Below are 20,739 nucleotides of genomic sequence, written 5' to 3'. Positions count from 1 at the left end.
CTCTCCCTGCAGCAGAAAACCCTGTCACAATGATTGAATCATGAACAGGGTTTCTGTGTGGGCGAATGCCCGCTTGAGGTATGTCACATAGCTCGCGATGCGAGCGTCGTGGTGTTAGCCGAAGAGTTTGCCGAGCGGGCTCTTGTCTTTGGCTGGCTGAGTAGCTTCTTTCTGCGCCTTCACTTTCTCGGAGTAGGCCTGAGCCTTTTCTTCACGGATACGCTTGGTTTCTGCCTTCTCATGGGCCTTGCGTGCAGCTTCGGAGCGTTTGAAGGCATCCACCTGGCGAGCCGTGACCGGCGTGACAATGTAGAAGATGGAATCGTGCTTTTCCAGGCGCCCATCCACGTACCGCTTACCGAGGCGGTTGTATCCGCCCCACACATCGGTTACGAGGTAGTTGCTGGACTGTTTCAGCCCGTGTTGGGTGAGAGTGCTGAACCACAGGGAGTTCTGCTGCACCTGTCCGAAGAGGTTGAAGATGGCGACGGCGACACGACCGTAGGTCAGGCGACGCACCACAATCAGGGACTGTCCGTTGAAGTAGACGGTCTGCGCTGCGGCACCCAGCGGGTCCTGGTTGACGGCGGTCATGTACGGGTTGTTGAGCAGGCCCAGGTTACTGGGGTGAAGTTTGCGCAGGTCGGTGCCGATCATGAGGGGGGAACCCATGATGGACCAAAGGGTCATGTGAGTGCGGTATTCGCGGTAGGTCATACCACCATTGCCGACCTCCAGCATGTCCGCGTCGTTCCAGGCGCCAGGGCGCTGGTAGCGCTGCCCGAAGAGGTTGATGAGGCCGGTGCCGATCATGGACGTCCAGTTGTCTTGGATGTCGGGAGTGGTGCGCCACATGTTGGCGACGGTGGGCTCCCAGGCGAGCACCGGAAGCTCGGGTTCAGTGTGGATGGAGTAGACGATGGGGCGGCCAGTCTTCTTGAGTGCCCGCGCCATCTTGGTGAATGCGGCTTGCTGGTCCTGGCCGTCGTCGTCGGCCTTGCACCAGTCGTATTTCAGGAAGTCGTAGCCCCACTTGGCGAAGGTGTTAGCATCCTGTTGTTCGTGGCCTAGCGAGCCGAGTTTTCCTGGGTATTTGTCCCAGATGTTTGCACAAGTGCGGGTGCCAGGGGTGGCGTAGATGCCAGCTTTGAGGCCCTTGGAGTGGATGTAGTCTGCCAACGCCTTCATGCCTGACGGGAAGCGCTTGGGGTCCCCACGCAGGTTGCCGTTGGCATCACGGGTGGAGGCTTGCCAGCAGTCATCGATATTGATGTAGGTGTAGCCGGCATCTTTGAGACCCAATTTCACCATGGCATCGGCCATGGCTCGGATCTTTCCTTCAGTGATGTTGCAGCGAAAGGCGTTCCAGCTACTCCAGCCCATGGGAGGCGTGAGGGCGACGCCGTTGTTAGCAGCCTGAGCCTGAGTGGGATTGATCACCAGGCTGCCAGCAATGGTGGCACACGCGAGAGCGGCGCTGGCGAATCGAACCCGGAAGTTACGAGGCATGAGGGGGACTCCTATAAGAAGATACGTTCACTGTAAAAATAGTGCATTTATTACTGTTTTCCTACTGGGTAGGAGAATTTTCTTCCTGCATTCAGGAAACGGACACCCGTCTAGATCAGGAGATGCAGGTAGCCCCCGTCGGAAGTGACGGGGGCTACCTGAAAAAGTAGTAATGATGTGATTATTTCACGCTGGTGAGACGACGGCTCGACTTCTGCCCACCGGTTTGGTCGAGGATGTCTTCTCCGCGGTAACCGGAGCGGAGGGTGCCATCGCTGGTCATGGTGCCTACAGCCAGTGCGTCGACACGTCGAATGAGGTAGTCGCGCAGCAGGTTGGCGCGTTCGCGACCAGAAATGCCGGTGTCGGCGGGTTCATCAACACCCCAGCGAAGTATGATGCCTTTCATTCCGGGTACCGGGTCGATTGTCATCTTGCGGGAGACGATAATGACGAGATTGGCGGAGCGGAGGAGTTCTTCGTCAACGGGGGTGGAGACGCCGTCAAGGGTAATGCCGGCCTCGGCACACGCGGCGACACAATCTGCGTCCCGGGGGAGATCCGGTTCACAGTTCGTACCAGCAGAGTAGGCTTTGAAAAGGTTTCCGTGGCGGGCGTTGGTGATCGCTTCCGCCATTGCGCTCTTCTCGACGTTATTGGCGCCGAGGAAGTAGACGAGAGGAAGATTGTCGGTATTGCTCATGCCGACATAGTAAAGGCGGATTTATTCCGCTCCCAAGACACGGTTGGCATTTTGGACAACTTCGGAGCCATCAGCATTTGCGCAGGCTGGACGCTACGTTTCTAACAATAATCCGGATAAATACCGGAAACTTTGGCAATAATTATTAATTCCCCTGTTGAAGTGCGTCTCGCAACACGGTAACGGCGCGTGCCAGCTGTTCAGGAGAGAGGTCAGCTCGGCCCCCTAACCGCAATCCACTTCGTTGCCACGGCACACTTGGCGGACGGAAACACCCCACCTCCACTCCAGCAGAGAGTACTGTGCGGTGGACAACACTGGCACGCATGGGGTTACCCAGCGGGATGGCGACAACTCCAGCAGCAACCGGAGGAAGGTCGAGAGCATTTGTTAGCGCCGACATGTGTTGGTGGAGCGCCTCAACACGAGTGGGTTCACGGGCAACAATCTCCACTGCGGCAGTCGCTGCAGCGGCACAGGAAGGTGCGAGAGCCGTATCGAAGATGAAGGGACGGGCGGTATTAACCAAATGTTGACGCTGCTCCGCGGAGCACAGTACTACTCCCCCTTGACTCCCCAGAGCCTTGGAAAGCGTGCAGGTGATGACAAGATCTGTAGGCGCCTGGCCAGCTGTCCACAGTGCGGGAAGTGCGCCTCGACCATCGGGTCCCAGCACTCCGAGCCCGTGTGCGAAATCGGCAATGAGCAGTGCACCTGCCACGTGAGTGGTGTGGTAAATAGCGGGAATGTCGAGCACACTCCCATCGGTGGAGTCCACCACATCGCAGATGACGACTGCGGAAGCCACCTGATGAAGGGCAGCAGCCAGTTCCTGCGGGTTCGCCACGTCACAGATAATGCGGGGAGCTGTGGTGAGGCGACAGGCGTCGATAAGGCTGGCATGGTTGCGGGTGTCGCAGATGAGGGTGGCGCCCGGCGGAACTAGCGCGGTTACGGCTGCCAGATTAGCAAGGTATCCCGAGGAAAAGAGGAGAGCAGCGGGGAACCCGAGGAAGGCGGCGATTTTTGTTTCACAGCGATGGTGTAGAGGGACGGTACCGGCCACTACCCGAGAGCCTGTTGCGCCTACACCCCACTGGTCAATTGCCTGATGTGCGGCAGCCTGTACTCGCGGATGTCGTGCCAGACCCAGATAGTCGTTGCTGGCTAGATCAATGAATGAGTGTGTGGCTGGCCGTGGCGTGTCCTGACGAACAATAGGGGTATCCGAAGAGGGGCGTGAGATGCTCTGCACGGAATGGAGTACGCTCTGCTGGGATGGGGTAAGTGCCTTGCTGCGGGTGGACATATAGTGAGCATATTGTATTCTCCTACACAGTGTTCAATAATGACGCTGTGCAGCATCTCATCGAAGCATTACCACTACCCCCACACGACCACATGCCCTCCATCTACCCGGTACTGCGAGACTGCCTTCGCGGCACCACCCCTCCGCTCCTCGCTCTACCCCCCACCCCGGTCGAGGCCGAACGCCTGTACAACCACTTCGTCGGCCGACCCTCCCCCGGTAGCGCCCTCATTATGGCCACCTCCGGCACCACCGGAACCCCCAAAGGCGCCCGTCTTTCCCCCGCTGCACTCCGCGCCGCTATCGACAGCACCCACGCAGCACTCGGCGGCCCCGGACGCTGGCTCCTCGCTGTCCCCGCCCACCACATCATCGGCATGCAAGTCCTCCTCCGCAGCCTCCACGCCGGATACGACCCCGTCACCCTGCCCCTAGAAAACGGCTTCCATCTAGCGGATCTCCCCACTGCCATCGCTGAACTCCGCGACGGCAGTACCACCTCCCCCCGACGCCACTACGCCTCCCTCGTCCCCAGCCAACTCGACACCCTCTACCACGACCTCCACTCCTCTCACCTCCCCACCAGACGCATCGCAGAAGACGCCCTCGCTGCCTGTTCCCACCTCGACGCCATCCTCTCCGGCGGCGCCCCCCTGCCCGATCACATCGACACCTATCTCACCCGCGCAGGGCTCACTATCGTACGTGGCTACGGCAGTTCCGAAGTTGCTGGCGGCGTACTCTTCGACGGCCGCCCCGGACCCGCCACCCAGTTTCGCATCGATCCCGCCACTCACCGGGTAAGCATCAGCGGAGCCACCCTCGCCGACGGCTACGTAGGAATAGCCGCACACCCCGACTGGACCTACGACGACGGCCAACGCTGGTACCACACCCACGACCTCGGCCATTGGGATGACGACGGACGCCTCATCATCGACGGACGCCTCGACGAGGCCATCAACAGCGGCGGCATCATCGTCATCCCCCAACCCCTAGAAGCCGCCCTCTATACCCATCCCGGCGTCAAAGAATGCGCCGTTATCGGCCTCCCCCACCCACACTTCGGACAATGCGTCACCGCCGTCATCGTCCCCACCGACGACACCCCACCCCCCACAATGGAGGAGATCATCGCCCTGCTCGAACCCACCTTCGGCCACTACTCCATTCCCAAAGACGCCATCTACCTGCCCCAACTACCACACCGCAGCAACGGCAAACTCAACCGAACAGAGCTGGTCACCCTCGTCTCTCAACTCCACCACTAGCACCGCCCCTCGTACGGAACCACACATCCGCTTATCCACCTCCTCGCCAACCCCCTCCACTATCCTCCAGACACCCTCGAAAAACTCCGCGCACGCCACTACCGTAGACAGTGTGAATACGACGACAGACAATCTCCACCTCGCCGCACACCTCGTCCACACCGCCGGAAACCTCTCCCTCTCTCTCCGCGAACGCGGCCTCACCATCGACACCAAAACCTCCATCTCCGACGTCGTCACCCAAGCCGACCGGGCTGCGGAAGACTACGTCGTCACCACTCTCCACAACCAACGCCCCACCGATGCTGTATTCGGTGAAGAAGGCACCGCCCACCTCGGTACCAGTGGCACCCGCTGGACCATCGACCCCGTTGACGGCACCTACAACTTCGCCAACAACTTTGAGTATTGGTGCTCGGCCATCGCCTTCACCGAACAGGACCCCACCGACCCAGTACGGCTCAGCAACCGCGAACGCTACCTCTCCCCCTCCACAAACGTCACCGCAGGCGCTGTCTACCAACCCTGTACCCACACTCTCTGGGTGGGCGGCCCCAACATCCCCACCACCCGTAATGGACAACCCCTCCCCCACTTTGGCGAAGCCGGTCGCCCCCACCGAGACAGCCTGGCAGCCGCCTGCATCAACACCTACCTACACCCCACCTTCCACCACAACCCCGACATTTACGCTGCTTTCCTGCGGGTTATTGGCCGCTCCGCCACCTACCGCATGATGGGCTCCGCCTCTGTTGACCTCGCCTCCGTTGCCGAAGGCGACACCGACCTGTGGATGCAACACCGCCTCCCCGACTGGGACCGCCTGCCCGGCGCTGCCCTCGTCCTCGGAGTCGGTGGAGACATACAGGATGTTGACGCTGCCGGAGAAATATGGACATTGGCCGGCGCACCACACCTCGTTGAGGAAGCAGCTGCGGCACTTCGTGGCGACTAAGCCCCAGTATCCTCCAACGACTGGGGTAGGCTAGCCGTAAGAAACCGTGCGAGCTGCATCGGGGCAAAAGACTTCCCCGAGCCGTAACAGAGGAGAAGGTGGCAGTGAACGCCTACCCACCCGCCGTCGACACCCTTCCTGGTTTGGAAGGCGAGTACCAGGACGACCTGCGTGTTGCGTGGAAGCTGGCGAACATTGCCGACGCCATCACCATGGACCGCTTCGAGGCGGAAAACCTTAAAGTGAACGCCAAACCGGACCTCACCCCAGTCTCCGACGCCGACCTTGCCGTCGAACGCGCCATCCGCACCTATCTCAATGACCACTGCCCCGCAGATGACATTGTGGGGGAAGAGTTCGGGGGTGACACCGAATACGTCGGTCGGCAGTGGGTCATCGACCCTATCGATGGTACGAAAAACTTCGTCCGCCACGTCCCCACCTGGGCCACTCTCATCGCCCTCATGGTGGATGGAGTCCCCCGAATGTGTGTGATCTCCGCCCCCGCCCTACAGCGACGCTGGTGGGCAGCAGAAGACGCCGGCGCCTACCGCTGTTCTGCCAATTCCCCCGCCAAACAGATTCACGTCTCCGAAGTGAGTGAACTGCACCACGCTTCCATCTCCTTCTCCAGCCTCATCGGGTGGAAGCGCAAGAACCTCATGGAGAACTTCATCAATATGATGAACTACTCGTGGCGCATGCGCGGCTACGGAGACTTCTTCTCCTACTGCCTACTGGCGGAAGGTGCGGTAGACGTCGCCGCGGAACCCGAAGTATGCCTGTGGGATCTCGCCGCTCTCGACATTCTGGTACGCGAAGCCGGAGGACGGTTCAGCTCCCTGGATGGGCGTCCCGGACCACACACTGGTGAGGCCGTCGCCACTAACACTCTGCTCCACGACCAGGTGTTGCGCGCAATCAACTTGGGCGAGCTCCCGCCGCGCGGCTAAACCCTCCACCTCGCCTCGCTTACCTGTTCACTAGCTACTTCACTCCACCCAACGGTCGATTTCGCGCACCCCATGTAGCGCATTAACAGACCACACCTGGTAGCGGGGTAGCTCCGTCGCCGCCAACCAGCGTTCCTCCACCGCATAACCTTGGGCGCGCGCCTCCTCTTCCACGAGCAGACGCATTGTGGATGGCATCACCGCATCATGCGGTGGCCCGCAGAGGGTGTCGCCGTCCCACCAGAGAATGGCCGAATGGCTTCCCTCCCGCACCATTCCCCACCGGTCAACCAGCACCACTTCCTGGGCGCCCTGCTCTGTGGCGAGGGCGCGTAGCTTTCCGTAGGCCGGCATATCGGGCCCCTTGATACGCGGAAGGACCAGCTTCGCATATCCGTCGGTGAAACAGGCTGCACTCCCGATAAGGCCCACGATGTGGGTGTACCGGGGTGGACATGGGCGAGTCAGTTGAGCACTACCACCCGTTTCCTCCCAACAGATTTGCGGAAAATACTCACCAGTGGAAGGAAGCGCGGCGCAACACTGCTCATAGAACTCCGCGGCGTTTGCTGCTGCGGTGGGGCCATAGAGATCCCGCACACCCGCCACGAAGCGCTGCTGGTGGAGCTCTCGGGCACGGGTATCTCCACCACTCCCGCTGTCTCGTCGAATGCTCCTGGGACCATTGCTACATTGTTGGGCATAGGCGCCATCGCGCAGGAAAAACGAATCCACTACTCGTGGAGTCCATGCTGCCGGATCAAGCACCGATCCCACCACATAGCTGGCCTTATGCAGCATCTCCGCATACTCGTCGGCGCAGGACGACTCTGCAGTGATGGCGCCACCCGCCCCCACGAAGACCTCCCCCGCACGCGTGAACCAGGCGGAACGGATCACCACAGACAGTGAAGCAGACCCGTCGTCCCCGAGGAAACCTAAACTGCCGGAATAGATTCCGCGTGGCTGCATCTCAATGTCCCGGAGCAGCTGGACAGTCCGTTCCTTCGGTGCGCCCGTCATACTCGCGGGCGGGAAACACGCCCGAATCGCCTCCATAGCGCTACACTCGGGGCGGAGCCGGCCCGTCACTTCCGTCACCAACTGGTGTACGGTGCGGTAGCTCTCCACCACCCTATCCTTTGGAACGGTGACGGTACCCGGTTGGCACACTCGCGCCACATCACTGCGAGCCATATCAATAACCATGAGGTTTTCCGCCCGCGTCTTGGGATCCTGCTGCAGGTGAAGCGCACACTCACGATCCCGCACCGGGTCTGTGAGACACCGCGCCGCCGTTCCCTTCATCGGTCGGGTAGTGACGGTGCCGTCCCCACTAACCTGCAAAAAAAGTTCGGGAGAGGCAGAGACAATCGCCTCCACGGGGCCACCCGCCAGTTCCATAAACGCCCCAAAAGACGTTGGGCAGGTGCGGCGTAAATGCAGATAGGCCTCCCACGGGTCGCGGGTAAGTCGACGTGGCAGCCGCAGCACATCCGTCAGACACACCTCATAGCTCTCCCCGCGGGACAACACGTCCTGACAGTGTGCGAACGAGCGATGGTAACGCCCTGGACTGAGCGCGAGGGCGCCGATCGTAGACGCTAGCTCGGCAGTCTCAGCATCTCTCCCCCCGCCCGACACTTCCGCCTCCTCCGCACCGACACGACACGCGGCAGCACATTCCCCTAGTGCTGCGACACGCTCCGCATCCTCCCCCGCCAGCTGCCAACGAGTACCGCTTCCCCATGCCACCACACGCGTATGGGCGAAATCTGCGCCATCCTCTTCATAAGGCAGCACCCCGATCCATCCAGAATAGGGGTACGGCGGAGTCGTTGGGGTGACGGTAGGCACACCGCCGGACTCACCACAAATCGCCAAAAGGCTCGTCGTCTCCCCCAAACTGTCATCCAGCCAGCGGAAACTTTCCCCCGCTAGCAGCGCGCACCGCAGCACCTCAGCCAGCTGCACCGCGGTGACCCCCTCTACCACCGGCGTGGAAGCCGCCACTGCCGCACGCCGCGCCGCCCACCACTCGTGGGCTAGCCTCAACACATTAATCGCCACCTGCAGCCCGCAGGTGGAATCTATGGACTCTGGATGAAACTGTACTCCCCAGCGCGGTGCCCCAGCGGACTCGTACTGTAGCGACATCACAGTGCCGTCCTCTGCCCAGGATGTTGCCTCTACCCCTTCCGGAAGCGGCTCCTCCACCGCTAACGAGTGATAACGTACCACCTGCGCCGGGGGTATCACGCCCTCCCAGATACCGTCACCATGGTGACGAACCTGCGACACCACCCCATGGTGCGGTGCATGGTCACGACGCAAACGGGCCCCCTGTGACACCGCCATCAGCTGATGCCCTAAGCAGACACCCCACAGTGGAACCGGTTCCTGCAAGATCTCCCCGGAGACCCCCACATCCTTTGCTACCAGCGGGTTCCCTGGTCCCGGAGAAAGCACCACCAATTGATAGCGGGATACCTCGTCCCTTCTCCCAGCCTGCCACGATGGGCAATCATGGGGAACAATATCCACCTCCACCGCATAGCCCAACTGCTGGCCAGCACGGTACAAGAGGTGCCCCAGAATGTGTGTGTAGGAATCATGATGATCCACAAGCAGGATGCGCACGCCCTTAACCTTAGCCTGAACCATAGCCAGGGTTCTCCTTCCCCCCAACACACCCCAGAGACATCCAAGCCAACCTCCGCCGCATCAGTATTAGGCACCCTGGTGCCCCGGCTACGCCTGCGGTGTGCACCCACTTTGTTAGGTAAGGCAACAGTGTGGCTACCGCGCTAGGAAAGCAGACCAAAAGAGAGAACGATGGGGGCGATAGAGTGTTTTTACACAATTTCATAAACCGCAACGGACTTTGGGAGAATCTCATGCAACCCTTTCGCACCGGCTCACTTGCCGCTGTCTCCGTCCTCTCTCTGGGCGTTTCCCTCCTGGCCTCTCCACTAGCCACCGCTGCTCCCACCCCCCTCGTCGGCACTCCCCCCGACACCGCCCTTAACGCTACCGCCACACAGCACGCCGCATACCCCGACTGGCCCGGCCAACCGCCCCGCCCAGCACGCAAGGGCGCCCCGCTCAGCTGCGTCCCTGTGCACGATAACGAACCCGCAGCAACCAACGCTCAAGATTTCGACAAGCTCCCCCTCGCTCGCGTCGCTGGGCTCCCCACTCGCGTCGACATGCGCGACAACACCAGCTCCTACAACCGCAAGTGGGAGATCACCCTGAAAGACGGGCAGCTCTACACCCGCCCCCGCCACAGTACACAAGCATGGCGCCTCGCCCCCATGCCTAGCTGCCTGCGCGGCCAGCTCATCGGGGTCTCCATGGACGCTGAAGAACTCGTCGCGCTCGACAGAAACGGCTGGGTCTACACCATGTTTGAGGCCCAAGAAGACACCGCAGAATGGTACTGGAAGACAGCCTGGGGCAGCCTCCTCCGCGCTGAAGATGGTTTCCAAATGGCCAACACCCACCCCGGCCAATGGTCCCTCTCCATCATCAATATTGATGACGACAAGTACTACACCGACAAAGACGGGGTGACCCACCACATCTCCCTAGCCGGCTGCACCCAGCTTCTGGAGCTCAGCCCCGACGGCCGCCACCTCTTCTCACACGACCCGTGGCTTCCCAACGACTACAGCTACGAATGGGGCACCCCCGTGCAGTCCCGTTTCATCGCCCAATCTGTTTCCGCCTCAGGCTCCGTCGCCCTCATCACCAACAAGTATGGCGACCTCTACACCCGCATGTGGGACTACGACTACTCCGGTGGCGACCCCGCACAGTTCCGCTACACCTTCACCAAAGACACCTCCCGTCACGAGGCAGCGAACTGGTTCGACCAGCGACTCAACCCCACTAGCCCGAAAATCCGCGTCCCCGTCCCCGACTGGACTCAGCAACCGAAGATCCCCGGTGAGATCACCGACCGACTCTCGGTGGAATCTGTGGCGGTAGGCTCCTCACAACGCCTCCTCAAGGTCGAGGGGCGTAAGAACGGAGTCACCGGCTACTGGAAGAAGATGCTCAACGATCGCCACTGGACCTTTGTCCCCACCGGGCTTCCGCTCCGTGGCACACTACTTGAGAACAGCCCACGGGATCGGACCATGGACACTCTCGCCCCCGCTTCCCCGTTGAACTACCGGGGTAAGCTGTCCGCCGATGCCTCCCTCACCGTTCCTCACTTCGCCTACCAATCCCCGCATCAGCCGGTCACTCTCACAGTCGGTGGGAAGAGCTACCCCATCACCATGCACACGGTCTACGGGCGGCTAGGGACAATGGCCAGCCAAGAACTCTTCGCACACTCCTACGGGGTGACTCAACAGCCACGCCGCTACGCCATCGCCTTCGAACTGCCCTTCGCAGTCTGGAAGGCACAGCGCAGCAACCCCGCATTGGCTGCCTTTGTGAAAGGTTATCTGCGCGGTGAGCGCATCCACACGATGTACATGACCGTCACCTCCGACGCCATGACTCTGCTCAACCCGCTCGTTCCCGGAATCTCCCTCACCCCCCAGGTGGCCGAACTCGCCCGCTACTAACCCCTGGTGGGCGTGTGCGCGCCAGCCCGACCTCACCCGTGCCACACCGCACACACGCCCACCACACAACTCCGCTCTTCCCCGGACGGGGCGGACTCCCACCACAACGGCCAGCTCTTCCCTGGTGTCTGCAGTGCCCACTCCTCTCGGCGTCACCCGCCGAGCGCGCTGCAGCGCTAACGGGGAAGGGCTGGCCGTTGTAGGTAGACTGAAAGGACTCGGGCTGAGCCACAACAGCGCCATCATCTCCCACCCCGGAAGGCTCTCCCACCCCAGCCCCACCACCAATAAACCATTCACATAGAGGAGCGAGATGACGACTGCCCCCGGACGTACTCCGCACCCAAACACGCCCTTCCGCCCCACCAGCGACGGCCCCAACACCATCATCCCCGTCCGCATCAAAGACGACACGGACCTCAGCTACCAGCGGCCTTTCGTAGACCTCCCAGTAGCTACCGACCCGCGACTGCCCGCGCGCGTCGATTTGCGTGACAATACCTCCAGCTTTAACCGCCACTGGGAAATGACCCTTCTCGACGGCACCCTCTATATGCGCCACCGAGAGACAGCTGAACCGTGGCGCTACGCCCCCATGCCGGAAGGCTTCCACGACACCCTCATCGGTATCTCCCTCGATGCCGACCGCCTGGTAGGTGTGGACGCAGACGGCTGGCTCTACACTATGAAAGGCACCCTCAAAGAACCAGAAGAATTCGTGTGGATTCGCGCCTGGGGCGGGCCCGGGCGTATCTTCGACGGCTTCCAAATTGCCAACACCACCCCCGGGCAGTGGGTACTCTCCGTCATCAGCACCAGTGAGGATCAGACCTACGTCGACGGCGACGGCCGCGTCCACCCCGTCTCCTTCGCCGGCCTCACCCAAGTACTCTTCCTCGCCGGCGACGGACAACACATCATCTCCTGCGACCCTTGGCTTACCCGCGACTACTCCTACGAAGTCGGCACCCCCGTGGACTGCCGCTTCCTTGTCCACTCCCTCTCCGCAGCTGCCTCCACCACCTTCATCACCAACAAGTACGGGGACATGTACACCCGCCTCTACGACGTTGACCTAGCAGGCGGCGACCCCGCCCAATTCCGCTACACATGGGTTGGGAAACCGGAGCGCAAAGAAAGCGGCTCCTGGAAAGAACACCGCATCAACTTCCGCACCGCCCCCATCAAACTGCCCCCACAGGAGTGGCTGCACCACAGTAAGATCCCCGGCACTATCACCGACCGAATCTCCATCCACTCCACCGCCCCCGGCGCCGACAACCGCGAACTGCGCGTCGAAGGCAAACATTCCGGCCACACCGGCTACTGGCACAAGATGCTGCTCGACGAAGAATGGGAATTTACCGCCACCGGCCAACCACTACAGGGCACCGTCCTGGACAACAGCCCCACCGACCGGACGTCTGACACCCTTGTGGATCCGTCACCCTACAGCTACGAGGGCCGCCTCTACGGCAACAAGAATGTGCGCGTTAAGATCCCCAACTTTGCTTATGCCGCCACAAGCCATCCGGTAGAAGCCACCATATACGACACTCCTGAAGACGCCGAAGCCGGTGGACCCCACAACGCCTGGGGAACCGGCCGCACCTACCACATGACCATCGCCACTGCCTACGGACGCCTAGCTAGCCCCTTGTCGCAGCGCCTGTTCAGCCGCGCCTTCGGGCTGGATGACGAACCCCGCTACTACAAAGCCGCCTTGCTCGTTCCCCCCGAGGTCCTAGCACAACGCGTACACGACCCAGCCCTGGACGCCTTCCTCGCGGAAAACATTGACGAGGACCCCGTCATCCCCTTCTATCTCAAAGTCACCGAAGAGAAGATAAAGGTCATCGTGCCTCCTTTGCCGTTCGCTGCGATCGATTTCCCCACCCGGGTCTCCCGCCTCCGCCGCATCTAGCAGCACCTGCCCGCGACAGAGTTATTCTCTGGGGTGTTCTCTGGTTGCGGAAATCCCCCAGCAACCGGCTAGATGCTGGAAAGCGCTCGTATACTGAAGAAAAGTTAGCTCAACGGACGTTACCCTGCCCGGCCCCGTCCCCCTGCAGTAATAAAAGGATCATCTATGCCCTCCATCATCGTCTACGACAACGTCCCCCACTCCCATTGTGGTTGCGGCACCGACCACAACCCGGAGGTCACCACCTTCACCTTCGAGGCATCCACAGTGCGCGCTGCCGGCGCCGACATCACCCGCCACAACTTTGACGAAGAGCCGATGGCGTTCATGTCTACCCCTATCAGCTCCTTCGTTGCAAAGAAAGGCATTCACCGTCTGCCTGCCGTCGTCGTTGACGGAGCAGTCGTGCTAGATGGCCGCTACCCTACCCGCGAAGAACTCGCCGAATGGGCAGGGCTAACCGCGAACCAATTGGCGACCCTCGTCGAGATTCCCGAGGAAACCCTCCCGCTGGCTGGCCACGGATCGGGTGGAAGCTGCGGCTGCGGCGGCCACGGCCACGGCGGCTGTGGGTGCGGCGGCCACGGCCACGGACACGAGCACAGCGGCCACGGTGAGCACCACGGGCAGGGTGGTGGCTGTGGGTGCGGCGGCCAGAGCCATAAACACGGCAACGGGCATGGGCACGGCGGCTGCGGCTGCGGTGGCCACGGACACGCCCACTAGCCCTCTCTTCGACCCCTCGCTCCCTGGGACACTAAGGAACCCCCATGACTGCATTTGTTCTCGACATTGCTGGATCTGAGTCCACCGGCGGTGCCGGCTGCCAAGCCGACCTGCGCACCTTCCACCAGTTGGGTGTCTACGGCGCCTGCACCCTCACCTGCATCGTGGCATTTGACCCCGCTCACGGTTGGAACCACCGCTTCGTCCCAGTTGATCCGCAGGTCATCAAAAACCAAACCGAAGCTACCCTCTCCTGTTGGAACATCGATGCAGTGAAGATCGGCATGCTAGGCACCGTCCCAGCCATTGATGCCACTGCAGAAATCCTCTCCCAGCACAGCTTCCCCCACGTGGTGGTAGATCCCGTGCTCATCTGCAAGGGCCAGGAAGCAGGGGCCGCTCTTGACATCGACAATGCTCTACGGGAAAAGATTCTTCCCCTCGCCACCGTCCTCACCCCCAATCTCTTTGAAACTGAAACTCTCTCCGGTATAGAGAACATCAGTACCGTGGAGGAACTAACAGACGCTGCCAAGCGCATCGCCGATGCCGGCACCAAGGCCGTGCTCGCGAAGGGCGGCGCAAACCTGCCCGGCGACAATGCCGTCGATGTCCTCTGGGATGGACACGAGGCCACCGTCTATTCCGTCCCCAAAGTGGGCGACCTACGAGTCTCCGGCGCCGGCGATAGCCTGGCCGCCGCCCTCACCGCAGAACTCGCCAAGGGCAAGGACCTCCACGCCGCGGTATCGTTGGCGAAGGACTTCGTCACCCGTGGTATTGCCCAGTCGCTGGACGCTGGCACCCCCTTCGGGGTGGTCTGGCAGGGCTAACTCCCTTCCCTGCACACATGTAACGGGGTGGATCAGCACAGGCTGCGCGACCACAGCAGCAGCCACACCCACAGTTAGTGCTTCGGCGGACAACCCGAGGTATGGGCCAGCGCATCATTGTACTGTGTACGCACGCCGCCAATGTACTTGGGACGAGTCCGCGCAGCCGTCACCGACGCCTCCCCCACCTGGTTGTGGGCCAGCCGCACCGGCACGGCGACAGCGCGCAGGTGCATTCCAATGAGAGTAGCGCCAATATCGAGGCCCGCATCCGCCCGCATAGATTCCACCACCATGGGGTGGGCAAACGTCTGATATGCAGCAGTCGCAAAAGAACCTCCCGCAGTGGGAATAGGGCGGGCGTTCACTTCTTCAGCCCACCAACGGCCCACCATAGCCTCCCGTTCCACAACGAGTGCCCGGTTCAGGTGCTCGCAGCACTGAGCAGCTAGATGAATCCCGCGCGGGCGCAGTACGTCCACAAGGGCGTCAACCACTGCCTGTCCCACAACCGGGCTGGGCTCTGCGCCAATGGTATGCCCGGTAATCTCCGAAGAGGAACACCCCACGACGAAAAGAGACCCGGCAGGGAGCTCACTTTTGTCACACACTTCGGTGGCGGCATCCCGCACCTGTTGCTGGATCTGCTGCATTGAGAGCGCCATGCGCACTATCCTCCTTGGGTCGGTACCTCTCCTAGCTTAATCAGCAGCCGCACAAGGCGAGAGGCGTTAGCCGCGACGATTAGACGCGACCACCTTCAACCCCACCACGCAGGCCACCAAGCCCAGCAACAATAGGGCTTTCAGGATCGAGAAGGACTCCACGCCCATTGCCATGGAATAGATAACGGTTGTGGCAGCACCAATTGCCACCCACACGACATAGTCCGTGCCCACCAGCACACCTTTCAAGACGTAGCCCAGGCCGCCTATGGACACCACCATTCCGACGAAAAACAGCAGGACGGGCACCAGCCGCGCAAAACCCTCCGACTAATCGGGGGCTACCGCCCAGACCGCCTCAAAGAATGCCGAGAAAATGAGGACCACCCAGTACTTCATAGACCAGAAGTAATCCCATTCCGTCGTCCTTGTGCGGCCAGCGCTTTCACCGGCTCACCAATCATGCGGTAGTCATACCAGCCTTGTACCTCTCGACCACCCATATGCTGGTACACGCCAATAGCTGCCTGATTCCAGGTCAGCACCGTCCACTCCAACCGGCCCCAGCTTTTCTCCTCCATAATCAGGGCCAACCGCTGGAACAGGAGCGACGCATAGCCCTTTCCGCGAGCAGACGGCCGAATATACAAGTCCTCCAGATGAATGCCGTACACTCCCTCCCAGGTGGAGTACGTGGTAAACCAGAGTGCCATCCCCTGCACACCATCCGCATCCTCAACGAGCTCAGCCCACACCTGTGGGTCGTCCCCAAACATCGTCTCCACAATCCGGGCGGGTGAGATTTTCACCTCCTCGGAGGCTTTCTCGAACTCCGCTAGAGCACAAATGAGCTCATAGATGACGGGGGCGTCGTCCACGGTGGCACGCCGAATAATGGGGAGAGTCATACTGTATTAACGTTTCCGGTAGAGAGATTTACGCTGGTACACAGGTTCGGACGTCACTAGAACCCCGAGATTCCGGAAAATGCCGGTATCCACTGACCCCAGGATAGTAGTGGTGTGCACATCGCAGCCGCGGAGGGCACGAATCTGCGCCAATGCCCGGCGCGCATAGTCGTCCGTGTTGGCGGACACAGACAGTGCGATAAGAACTTCATCCGTGTGGAGGCGCGGGTTCCGCGATCCCAAGTGTTGCGTCTTGAGAGTTTGGATAGGTTCAATCGATTCACGCGCGAGCAGCTCCACCTCGTGTGGGATACCCGCCAAGTATTTCAGGGCATTAAGCAGCATTGCAGAGGAACACCCCAGCAGCGGGCTAGTTTTGCCAGTGATGATGGTCCCGTCAGCCAGCTGAAGAGCGGCAGCCGGTGCCTCGGTTGCGGCCGCGACCTCCAGTGCTGGGGTGACGACTGCACGGTCCTCTGTGCTCAGCTTCATCTTGCTCATGAGCAGGGCGATGCGCTCCGATTGAGTGGGTTCGAGCTCCTGCTGCTTTTCGTACACTTGCGCGTGGTAGAAGCGACGAATGATCTCCTGCCGGGCGGCTTTTCGACAGACGTCGTCATCACTGATGCAGTAGCCAGCCATGTTGACCCCCATATCGGTGGGCGACTGATAGGGGGAGGCCCCCATCACACCTTCCAACAGCTGTTTGAGGACGGGAAAAACATCAGCATCGCGGTTGTACGACACCACCTGTTCCCCATAGGCGGCCAGGTGGAAGGGGTCGATAATATTGGCATCTTCCAGGTCTGCGGTGGCAGCTTCGTAGGCCACATTCACAGGGTGGTCGAGGGGAAGGTTCCAGATGGGGAAGGTTTCGAACTTGGCGTAGCCCGACTTCATCCCCTGCTGGTTCTCCGCATAGATCTGCGAAAGACAAACGGCCATCTTGCCGGAGCCGGGGCCAGGTGCCGTCACCACCACAACGTCGCGGGTCGTCTCCACATACTCGTTCTTTCCGTAGCCGTCGTCGGAGAGAATTCGACTGATCTTATTGGGGTAGCCGGCGATGGGATAGTGGCGGGTGACGGTGATTCCCATGTGGTCCAGTTTGCGACGGAACTCTTGTGCCTGGGCATTGTCGTCATTCCAGCGGGTGATGACAACGTTGTCGACAAGAAAGCCACGGGATCGAAACACGTCAATGAGACGGAGCACATCCTCCTCGTAGGAAATACCGAGATCGGCACGCACTTTGTTGCGGGTGAGGTCCTCCGCATTTAGCACCACAAGGATCTCCATCTCGTCCTTCAGGGACTCCAACATGAGGATCTTGTTGTCGGGGGTGAACCCGGGGAGAACACGGGAGGCATGCATATCGTCGAAGAGTTTGCCGCCCATTTCCAGGTAAAGGCGCCCACCGAATTGGGCCCGTCGTTCCTTAATGTGACGTGATTGCAGGTCGATGTACTTCTGGCGGTCGAAACCAACAGTGTTCATACTGACGTGTCCTTCTTCGGTTGTGAGATGCGCAATGTCTTCCACGCTATTGTTGCACACGCTCTTCGGATGACTGGAGCGAATCAGCAGAGGGCTGGTCTCCAGCCTCCTCACCACCGTCGTCACCGGAGTCTGTGCAGGCAACGCCATCATCGGAAGACGGCATCTCGTCACTGTAGAAGTCATCACAGAACTCGCCAGGTTCCGAGCAGGTTGGGAACAGCCATAAGGAAGAGCATCGCATCGGAGAAGTTGACGATGGGATCGAGGGACGTCGTCGCACCCACCACAATGAGCAGGATGAAGACAATATTGTAGATTTTCTCCGCTTTACGGGAACCACCGAAGAGGAACCCCACTGCCTTACACCCATAGAAGGAGTAGGAGAGCATTGTCGAGAAAGCGAAAAGAGCAACTGCGATAGCCAGTACATAGGAGAGCCACGGGGCAGCAGTTTCCCAAGCCTTTGATGTGAGGGCAACACCCTCTACTCCCGGCTCGGGATTCTGCCACACCCCCGTGATGACGACCGTCAATGCGGTGATGGAACACACCACCACCGAGTCCACAAAAGGCTCCCACATGGCGACGAACCCTTGCGAGGCCGGACGGCGGGTTTTCACCGCAGAGTGCGCAATGCCAGCTGTTCCGACACCCGCCGCATTGGAGAAGGCGGCACGCCGGAAACCGATAATCATGGCCCCCACTACGCCCCCGGCAGCACCCTTCCCAGTAAACGCCCCTTCCACAATGGCAGTGAATGCGGCCGGCAACTGCTCAATATTGACACCGATAACGACCAGACAGGTCAGTACGTAGATGGCAGCCATAATCGGAACGATGCGGGAAGTGTAGTTACCGATTTTGGTAATTCCTCCCAAAATGACGAGTGCTACCAGAATCGCGATCGCGATGCCGATGGCCCATCGGTAGGGTCCCAGAACTCCACCTGAGACAGAGACAATCTGTGAGGTAGCCTGGTTCGCCTGAAACATAGTGCCGGCGCCTGTCATACCGAAGATCGTCGTTACGGCAAACGCTGTCGACAGGACTTTGCCCAGGGTGGCATGGCCCTGCTGCTTGAGACCATCCCGTAGGTAGTACATGGGGCCACCGTTGGTGGTGCCATCCTCCCGCACAATGCGGTACTTCGAGCCGAGCGTTGCTTCCGCCATCTTCACAGACATGCCGAGCAGGCCTGCCACGGCAATCCAGAGGGCGGCGCCGGGGCCACCCACGGTGATAGCGATTGCGACACCGGCAATATTGCCGAGGCCGACAGTACCGGAAAGCTCGGTGGCGAGGGCCTGGAACGGAGTGACTTCACCGGGGTCAGTTTCCCGTGCTAAGCGACCCCGGATGAGGAGGTACGAGAGCTTTTGGGAGTGCGGAAAACGTTGCCGATTGGGAGGAACGCTATGTGCCGTATCCGCTGACCAGTGTTCTTCTGCCTCCGGCTCCCTAAACTTTGCTGTATACAAACGAAAAGCCCGGTTCCAAAAGGAACCGAGCTTTTCTTCTTAGTAGCGGGGGCAGGATTCGAACCTACGACCTCTGGGTTATGAGCCCAGCGAGCTACCGAGCTGCTCCACCCCGCGATGTTGCACGTTTAACGTTAGTTCACCGGGGGGCCAGGAAGCAAATCGATAATTCTGCAGGTTATTAGAATCCTTGTGCGATCATGCGCTTCACCGGCACGCAGCGTGGCTGCACATTATCCTCCCCCAGACCGATCAGAATATAGTCCCAGGCGCGTGGATCATAAACCATGGCGTGGTGGTCAGCATGGTCAACCTCACAGCCCTTCTGCAGGCTGACATTGTTGACGGTAGCTCCCGGGCCTTGCTTCAGCCACGTCTGTTCGATAGGGGTAAGGACCATATCCGTTTCAGAGGAAATGACGGTGTAGGTGATACCGGGGATGGTGTCGCCCGCCGCCAGGTTGGCCTTCACCACCTCCGAGTTCGGAATCATGCCGAGAGCGGCTGTACCGCCCAGCTTGTTGACGACGGGGGCGATGTCGTCATGCTTGCCAGCATCATTAGCGGCAATGAACGGCTTGGCGAGACCACTCATGGTAGTGCCATGGTGGGCACCACCCATGTAGATAGCGTGGGCCACTTTATTGCGGGCGGGGTTCTCCCGGTCGCCGCCGTTGTAGAAGTTAAGGTAGGTCTGGGCAATCAATCCACCCTGTGACCAGGCGACAAGGTCCACTTTCTGGGCTCCGGTAGCCTTCCGCACCGCAGCAACATAGTCGCGCAGCTGCATGGCAGACGTCCAGGTGTCTCCCATTCCGTTGAAGCCGGGCATGATGCCAGCCACCGACTTGTCTTTTTCAGAGCCGTAGATCATGGCGAATACGCAGTAACCACGATCTTTCAGCATGGGGGAAATGGCGGAGAAGGGGCTGTAGGCGGAAGACCCCCAGCCGTGGACGAGAATCACTGGGTTCGGGCGTTCCTTAGTGGGTTTGCAGGCCCAGTCATTGGCACCCTTGGGGCCTTTGAGCTGATGCTCCACTTTCATACTGGCGTCGAAGTAGTTCTTTGCAACAGGACCTTCGCCCTTGGCTTGGTCTTGTGGAGCAACCATTTCGGTGTTTGGGTCGGGGGTAGTGGGAACGTTGACAGAAGCAGCGTTGGCCATCATGGGAGTGGCGACCATCACTACCGCAGTGGCGACAAGTGCTTTACGGAGCAGAGTACTCTTCACTGGATTCCTCACAGTTCTACGCGGAGAGGGATTGGGGAGATAACGAACGGGAGATACCGCTGTGACTACGACTTTAACGAGAGGTATTTTTCTTTTTGGTCATCTGGAACGTTTCTCAGCAGAAGGGCTGTAACACTCTGGTGTTACAGCCCTTCTGCTGAGGGTGAGATCCCCTGCTATACAGCGTT

The 20,739-nt window shown here is 60.3% G+C and carries 16 protein-coding genes, 1 tRNA gene and 1 pseudogene; 7 read left to right on the top strand and 11 right to left on the bottom strand.

All coding sequences use genetic code 11. The annotated features are described in order from the left end of the window. Nucleotides 1-114: 114 nt before the first annotated feature. The 3 genes from IY73_RS06415 to IY73_RS06400 all read right to left on the bottom strand — a co-directional run bounded on the left by IY73_RS06415 (nt 115) and on the right by IY73_RS06400 (nt 3,521). The gene (locus tag IY73_RS06415; RefSeq protein ID WP_053979101.1) at nt 115-1,509 is read right to left on the bottom strand and encodes a glycoside hydrolase family 27 protein; all 1,395 of its coding nucleotides are present in this window, start codon (nt 1,507-1,509) and stop codon (nt 115-117) included. 181 nt (nt 1,510-1,690) lie between these two features. Further along, nucleotides 1,691-2,212, bottom strand: a complete 522-nt coding sequence (locus tag IY73_RS06410) for an arsenate-mycothiol transferase ArsC (protein ID WP_082346609.1) — start codon at nt 2,210-2,212, stop codon at nt 1,691-1,693. Nucleotides 2,213-2,357: 145 nt separating this feature from the next. Continuing rightward, nucleotides 2,358-3,521, bottom strand: coding sequence for an aminotransferase class I/II-fold pyridoxal phosphate-dependent enzyme (locus IY73_RS06400; RefSeq protein WP_053962353.1), 1,164 nt, complete (start codon nt 3,519-3,521; stop codon nt 2,358-2,360). 47 nt (nt 3,522-3,568) lie between these two features. Between IY73_RS06400 and IY73_RS06395 the strand changes: the two genes are divergently transcribed. From IY73_RS06395 to IY73_RS06385, 3 genes are all read left to right on the top strand, one after another. Continuing rightward, nucleotides 3,569-4,792 (top strand): AMP-binding protein, encoded by a 1,224-nt coding sequence (locus IY73_RS06395; RefSeq protein ID WP_148562345.1) that lies wholly within the window; start codon nt 3,569-3,571, stop codon nt 4,790-4,792. A gap of 112 nt (nt 4,793-4,904) precedes the next feature. Further along, nucleotides 4,905-5,747 carry an inositol monophosphatase family protein gene (locus IY73_RS06390; RefSeq protein WP_053962351.1) on the top strand — a complete coding sequence of 281 codons (843 nt, stop codon included), beginning with the start codon at nt 4,905-4,907 and terminating at the stop codon, nt 5,745-5,747. A 143-nt stretch (nt 5,748-5,890) separates the two neighbouring features. Beyond that, nucleotides 5,891-6,700 (top strand): inositol monophosphatase family protein, encoded by an 810-nt coding sequence (locus tag IY73_RS06385; protein WP_053962740.1) that lies wholly within the window; start codon nt 5,891-5,893, stop codon nt 6,698-6,700. Nucleotides 6,701-6,739: 39 nt separating this feature from the next. Here the strand turns inward: IY73_RS06385 and IY73_RS06380 are convergent, their stop codons facing one another. After that, nucleotides 6,740-9,364 carry a chorismate-binding protein gene (locus tag IY73_RS06380; protein ID WP_053962350.1) on the bottom strand — a complete coding sequence of 875 codons (2,625 nt, stop codon included), beginning with the start codon at nt 9,362-9,364 and terminating at the stop codon, nt 6,740-6,742. 233 nt (nt 9,365-9,597) lie between these two features. Here IY73_RS06380 and IY73_RS06375 point away from each other — a divergent pair, with 233 nt between their 5' ends. The 4 genes from IY73_RS06375 (at nt 9,598) to thiD (ending at nt 14,766) form a co-directional block, all read left to right on the top strand. Then, entirely contained in the window at nt 9,598-11,283 is a 1,686-nt protein-coding gene (locus IY73_RS06375; RefSeq protein WP_053979099.1) for a hypothetical protein, read from the top strand. 313 nt (nt 11,284-11,596) lie between these two features. Further along, a complete protein-coding gene (locus IY73_RS06370) occupies nt 11,597-13,207 on the top strand; it encodes a hypothetical protein (RefSeq protein WP_053979098.1) in 1,611 nt (536 codons plus the stop codon). Nucleotides 13,208-13,372: 165 nt separating this feature from the next. Then, nucleotides 13,373-13,933, top strand: coding sequence for an arsenic metallochaperone ArsD family protein (locus IY73_RS06365; RefSeq protein ID WP_053979097.1), 561 nt, complete (start codon nt 13,373-13,375; stop codon nt 13,931-13,933). A 44-nt stretch (nt 13,934-13,977) separates the two neighbouring features. Then, complete coding sequence (thiD, locus tag IY73_RS06360) at nt 13,978-14,766, top strand: bifunctional hydroxymethylpyrimidine kinase/phosphomethylpyrimidine kinase (protein WP_053979096.1); 789 nt, start codon at nt 13,978-13,980, stop codon at nt 14,764-14,766. A gap of 74 nt (nt 14,767-14,840) precedes the next feature. On the opposite strand, the gene IY73_RS06355 is transcribed toward thiD, so the two are convergent. The 7 genes and pseudogenes from IY73_RS06355 to IY73_RS06325 all read right to left on the bottom strand — a co-directional run bounded on the left by IY73_RS06355 (nt 14,841) and on the right by IY73_RS06325 (nt 20,551). Continuing rightward, nucleotides 14,841-15,431 (bottom strand): TIGR01440 family protein, encoded by a 591-nt coding sequence (locus IY73_RS06355; protein ID WP_053962344.1) that lies wholly within the window; start codon nt 15,429-15,431, stop codon nt 14,841-14,843. Nucleotides 15,432-15,497: 66 nt separating this feature from the next. After that, nucleotides 15,498-15,749: pseudogene (locus tag IY73_RS06350) on the bottom strand (DMT family transporter); the annotation flags it as partial. A gap of 77 nt (nt 15,750-15,826) precedes the next feature. Beyond that, the gene (locus IY73_RS06345) at nt 15,827-16,339 is read right to left on the bottom strand and encodes a GNAT family N-acetyltransferase (RefSeq protein WP_053962343.1); all 513 of its coding nucleotides are present in this window, start codon (nt 16,337-16,339) and stop codon (nt 15,827-15,829) included. Nucleotides 16,340-16,345: 6 nt separating this feature from the next. Then, complete coding sequence (locus IY73_RS06340; protein ID WP_053979220.1) at nt 16,346-17,836, bottom strand: DUF1846 domain-containing protein; 1,491 nt, start codon at nt 17,834-17,836, stop codon at nt 16,346-16,348. 185 nt (nt 17,837-18,021) lie between these two features. Further along, the gene (locus IY73_RS06335) at nt 18,022-19,317 is read right to left on the bottom strand and encodes an alanine/glycine:cation symporter family protein (protein ID WP_053979095.1); all 1,296 of its coding nucleotides are present in this window, start codon (nt 19,315-19,317) and stop codon (nt 18,022-18,024) included. A gap of 43 nt (nt 19,318-19,360) precedes the next feature. Beyond that, nucleotides 19,361-19,434 (bottom strand) — tRNA-Met (locus IY73_RS06330). 64 nt (nt 19,435-19,498) lie between these two features. After that, nucleotides 19,499-20,551, bottom strand: a complete 1,053-nt coding sequence (locus tag IY73_RS06325) for an esterase/lipase family protein (RefSeq protein WP_053962341.1) — start codon at nt 20,549-20,551, stop codon at nt 19,499-19,501. Between the last annotated feature and the right edge of the window lie 188 nt (nt 20,552-20,739).

The sequence above is a fragment of the Lawsonella clevelandensis genome, assembly GCF_001293125.1.
Classification (GTDB): Bacteria; Actinomycetota; Actinomycetes; order Mycobacteriales; family Mycobacteriaceae; genus Lawsonella; species Lawsonella clevelandensis.
Note: the sequence above shows the minus strand (reverse complement) of the source record. Positions and strands in the feature narration are given on the sequence as shown.

Coding starts and splice junctions, on each gene's coding strand:
- IY73_RS06410 (WP_082346609.1), bottom strand. CDS start 2,212: ATGAGCAATACCGACAATCTTCCTCTCGTCTACTTCCTCGGCGCCAAT.
- IY73_RS06415 (WP_053979101.1), bottom strand. CDS start 1,509: ATGCCTCGTAACTTCCGGGTTCGATTCGCCAGCGCCGCTCTCGCGTGT.
- IY73_RS06380 (WP_053962350.1), bottom strand. CDS start 9,364: ATGGTTCAGGCTAAGGTTAAGGGCGTGCGCATCCTGCTTGTGGATCAT.
- IY73_RS06400 (WP_053962353.1), bottom strand. CDS start 3,521: ATGTCCACCCGCAGCAAGGCACTTACCCCATCCCAGCAGAGCGTACTC.
- thiD (WP_053979096.1), top strand. CDS start 13,978: ATGACTGCATTTGTTCTCGACATTGCTGGATCTGAGTCCACCGGCGGT.
- IY73_RS06345 (WP_053962343.1), bottom strand. CDS start 16,339: ATGACTCTCCCCATTATTCGGCGTGCCACCGTGGACGACGCCCCCGTC.
- IY73_RS06340 (WP_053979220.1), bottom strand. CDS start 17,836: ATGAACACTGTTGGTTTCGACCGCCAGAAGTACATCGACCTGCAATCA.
- IY73_RS06365 (WP_053979097.1), top strand. CDS start 13,373: ATGCCCTCCATCATCGTCTACGACAACGTCCCCCACTCCCATTGTGGT.
- IY73_RS06355 (WP_053962344.1), bottom strand. CDS start 15,431: ATGGCGCTCTCAATGCAGCAGATCCAGCAACAGGTGCGGGATGCCGCC.
- IY73_RS06375 (WP_053979099.1), top strand. CDS start 9,598: ATGCAACCCTTTCGCACCGGCTCACTTGCCGCTGTCTCCGTCCTCTCT.
- IY73_RS06370 (WP_053979098.1), top strand. CDS start 11,597: ATGACGACTGCCCCCGGACGTACTCCGCACCCAAACACGCCCTTCCGC.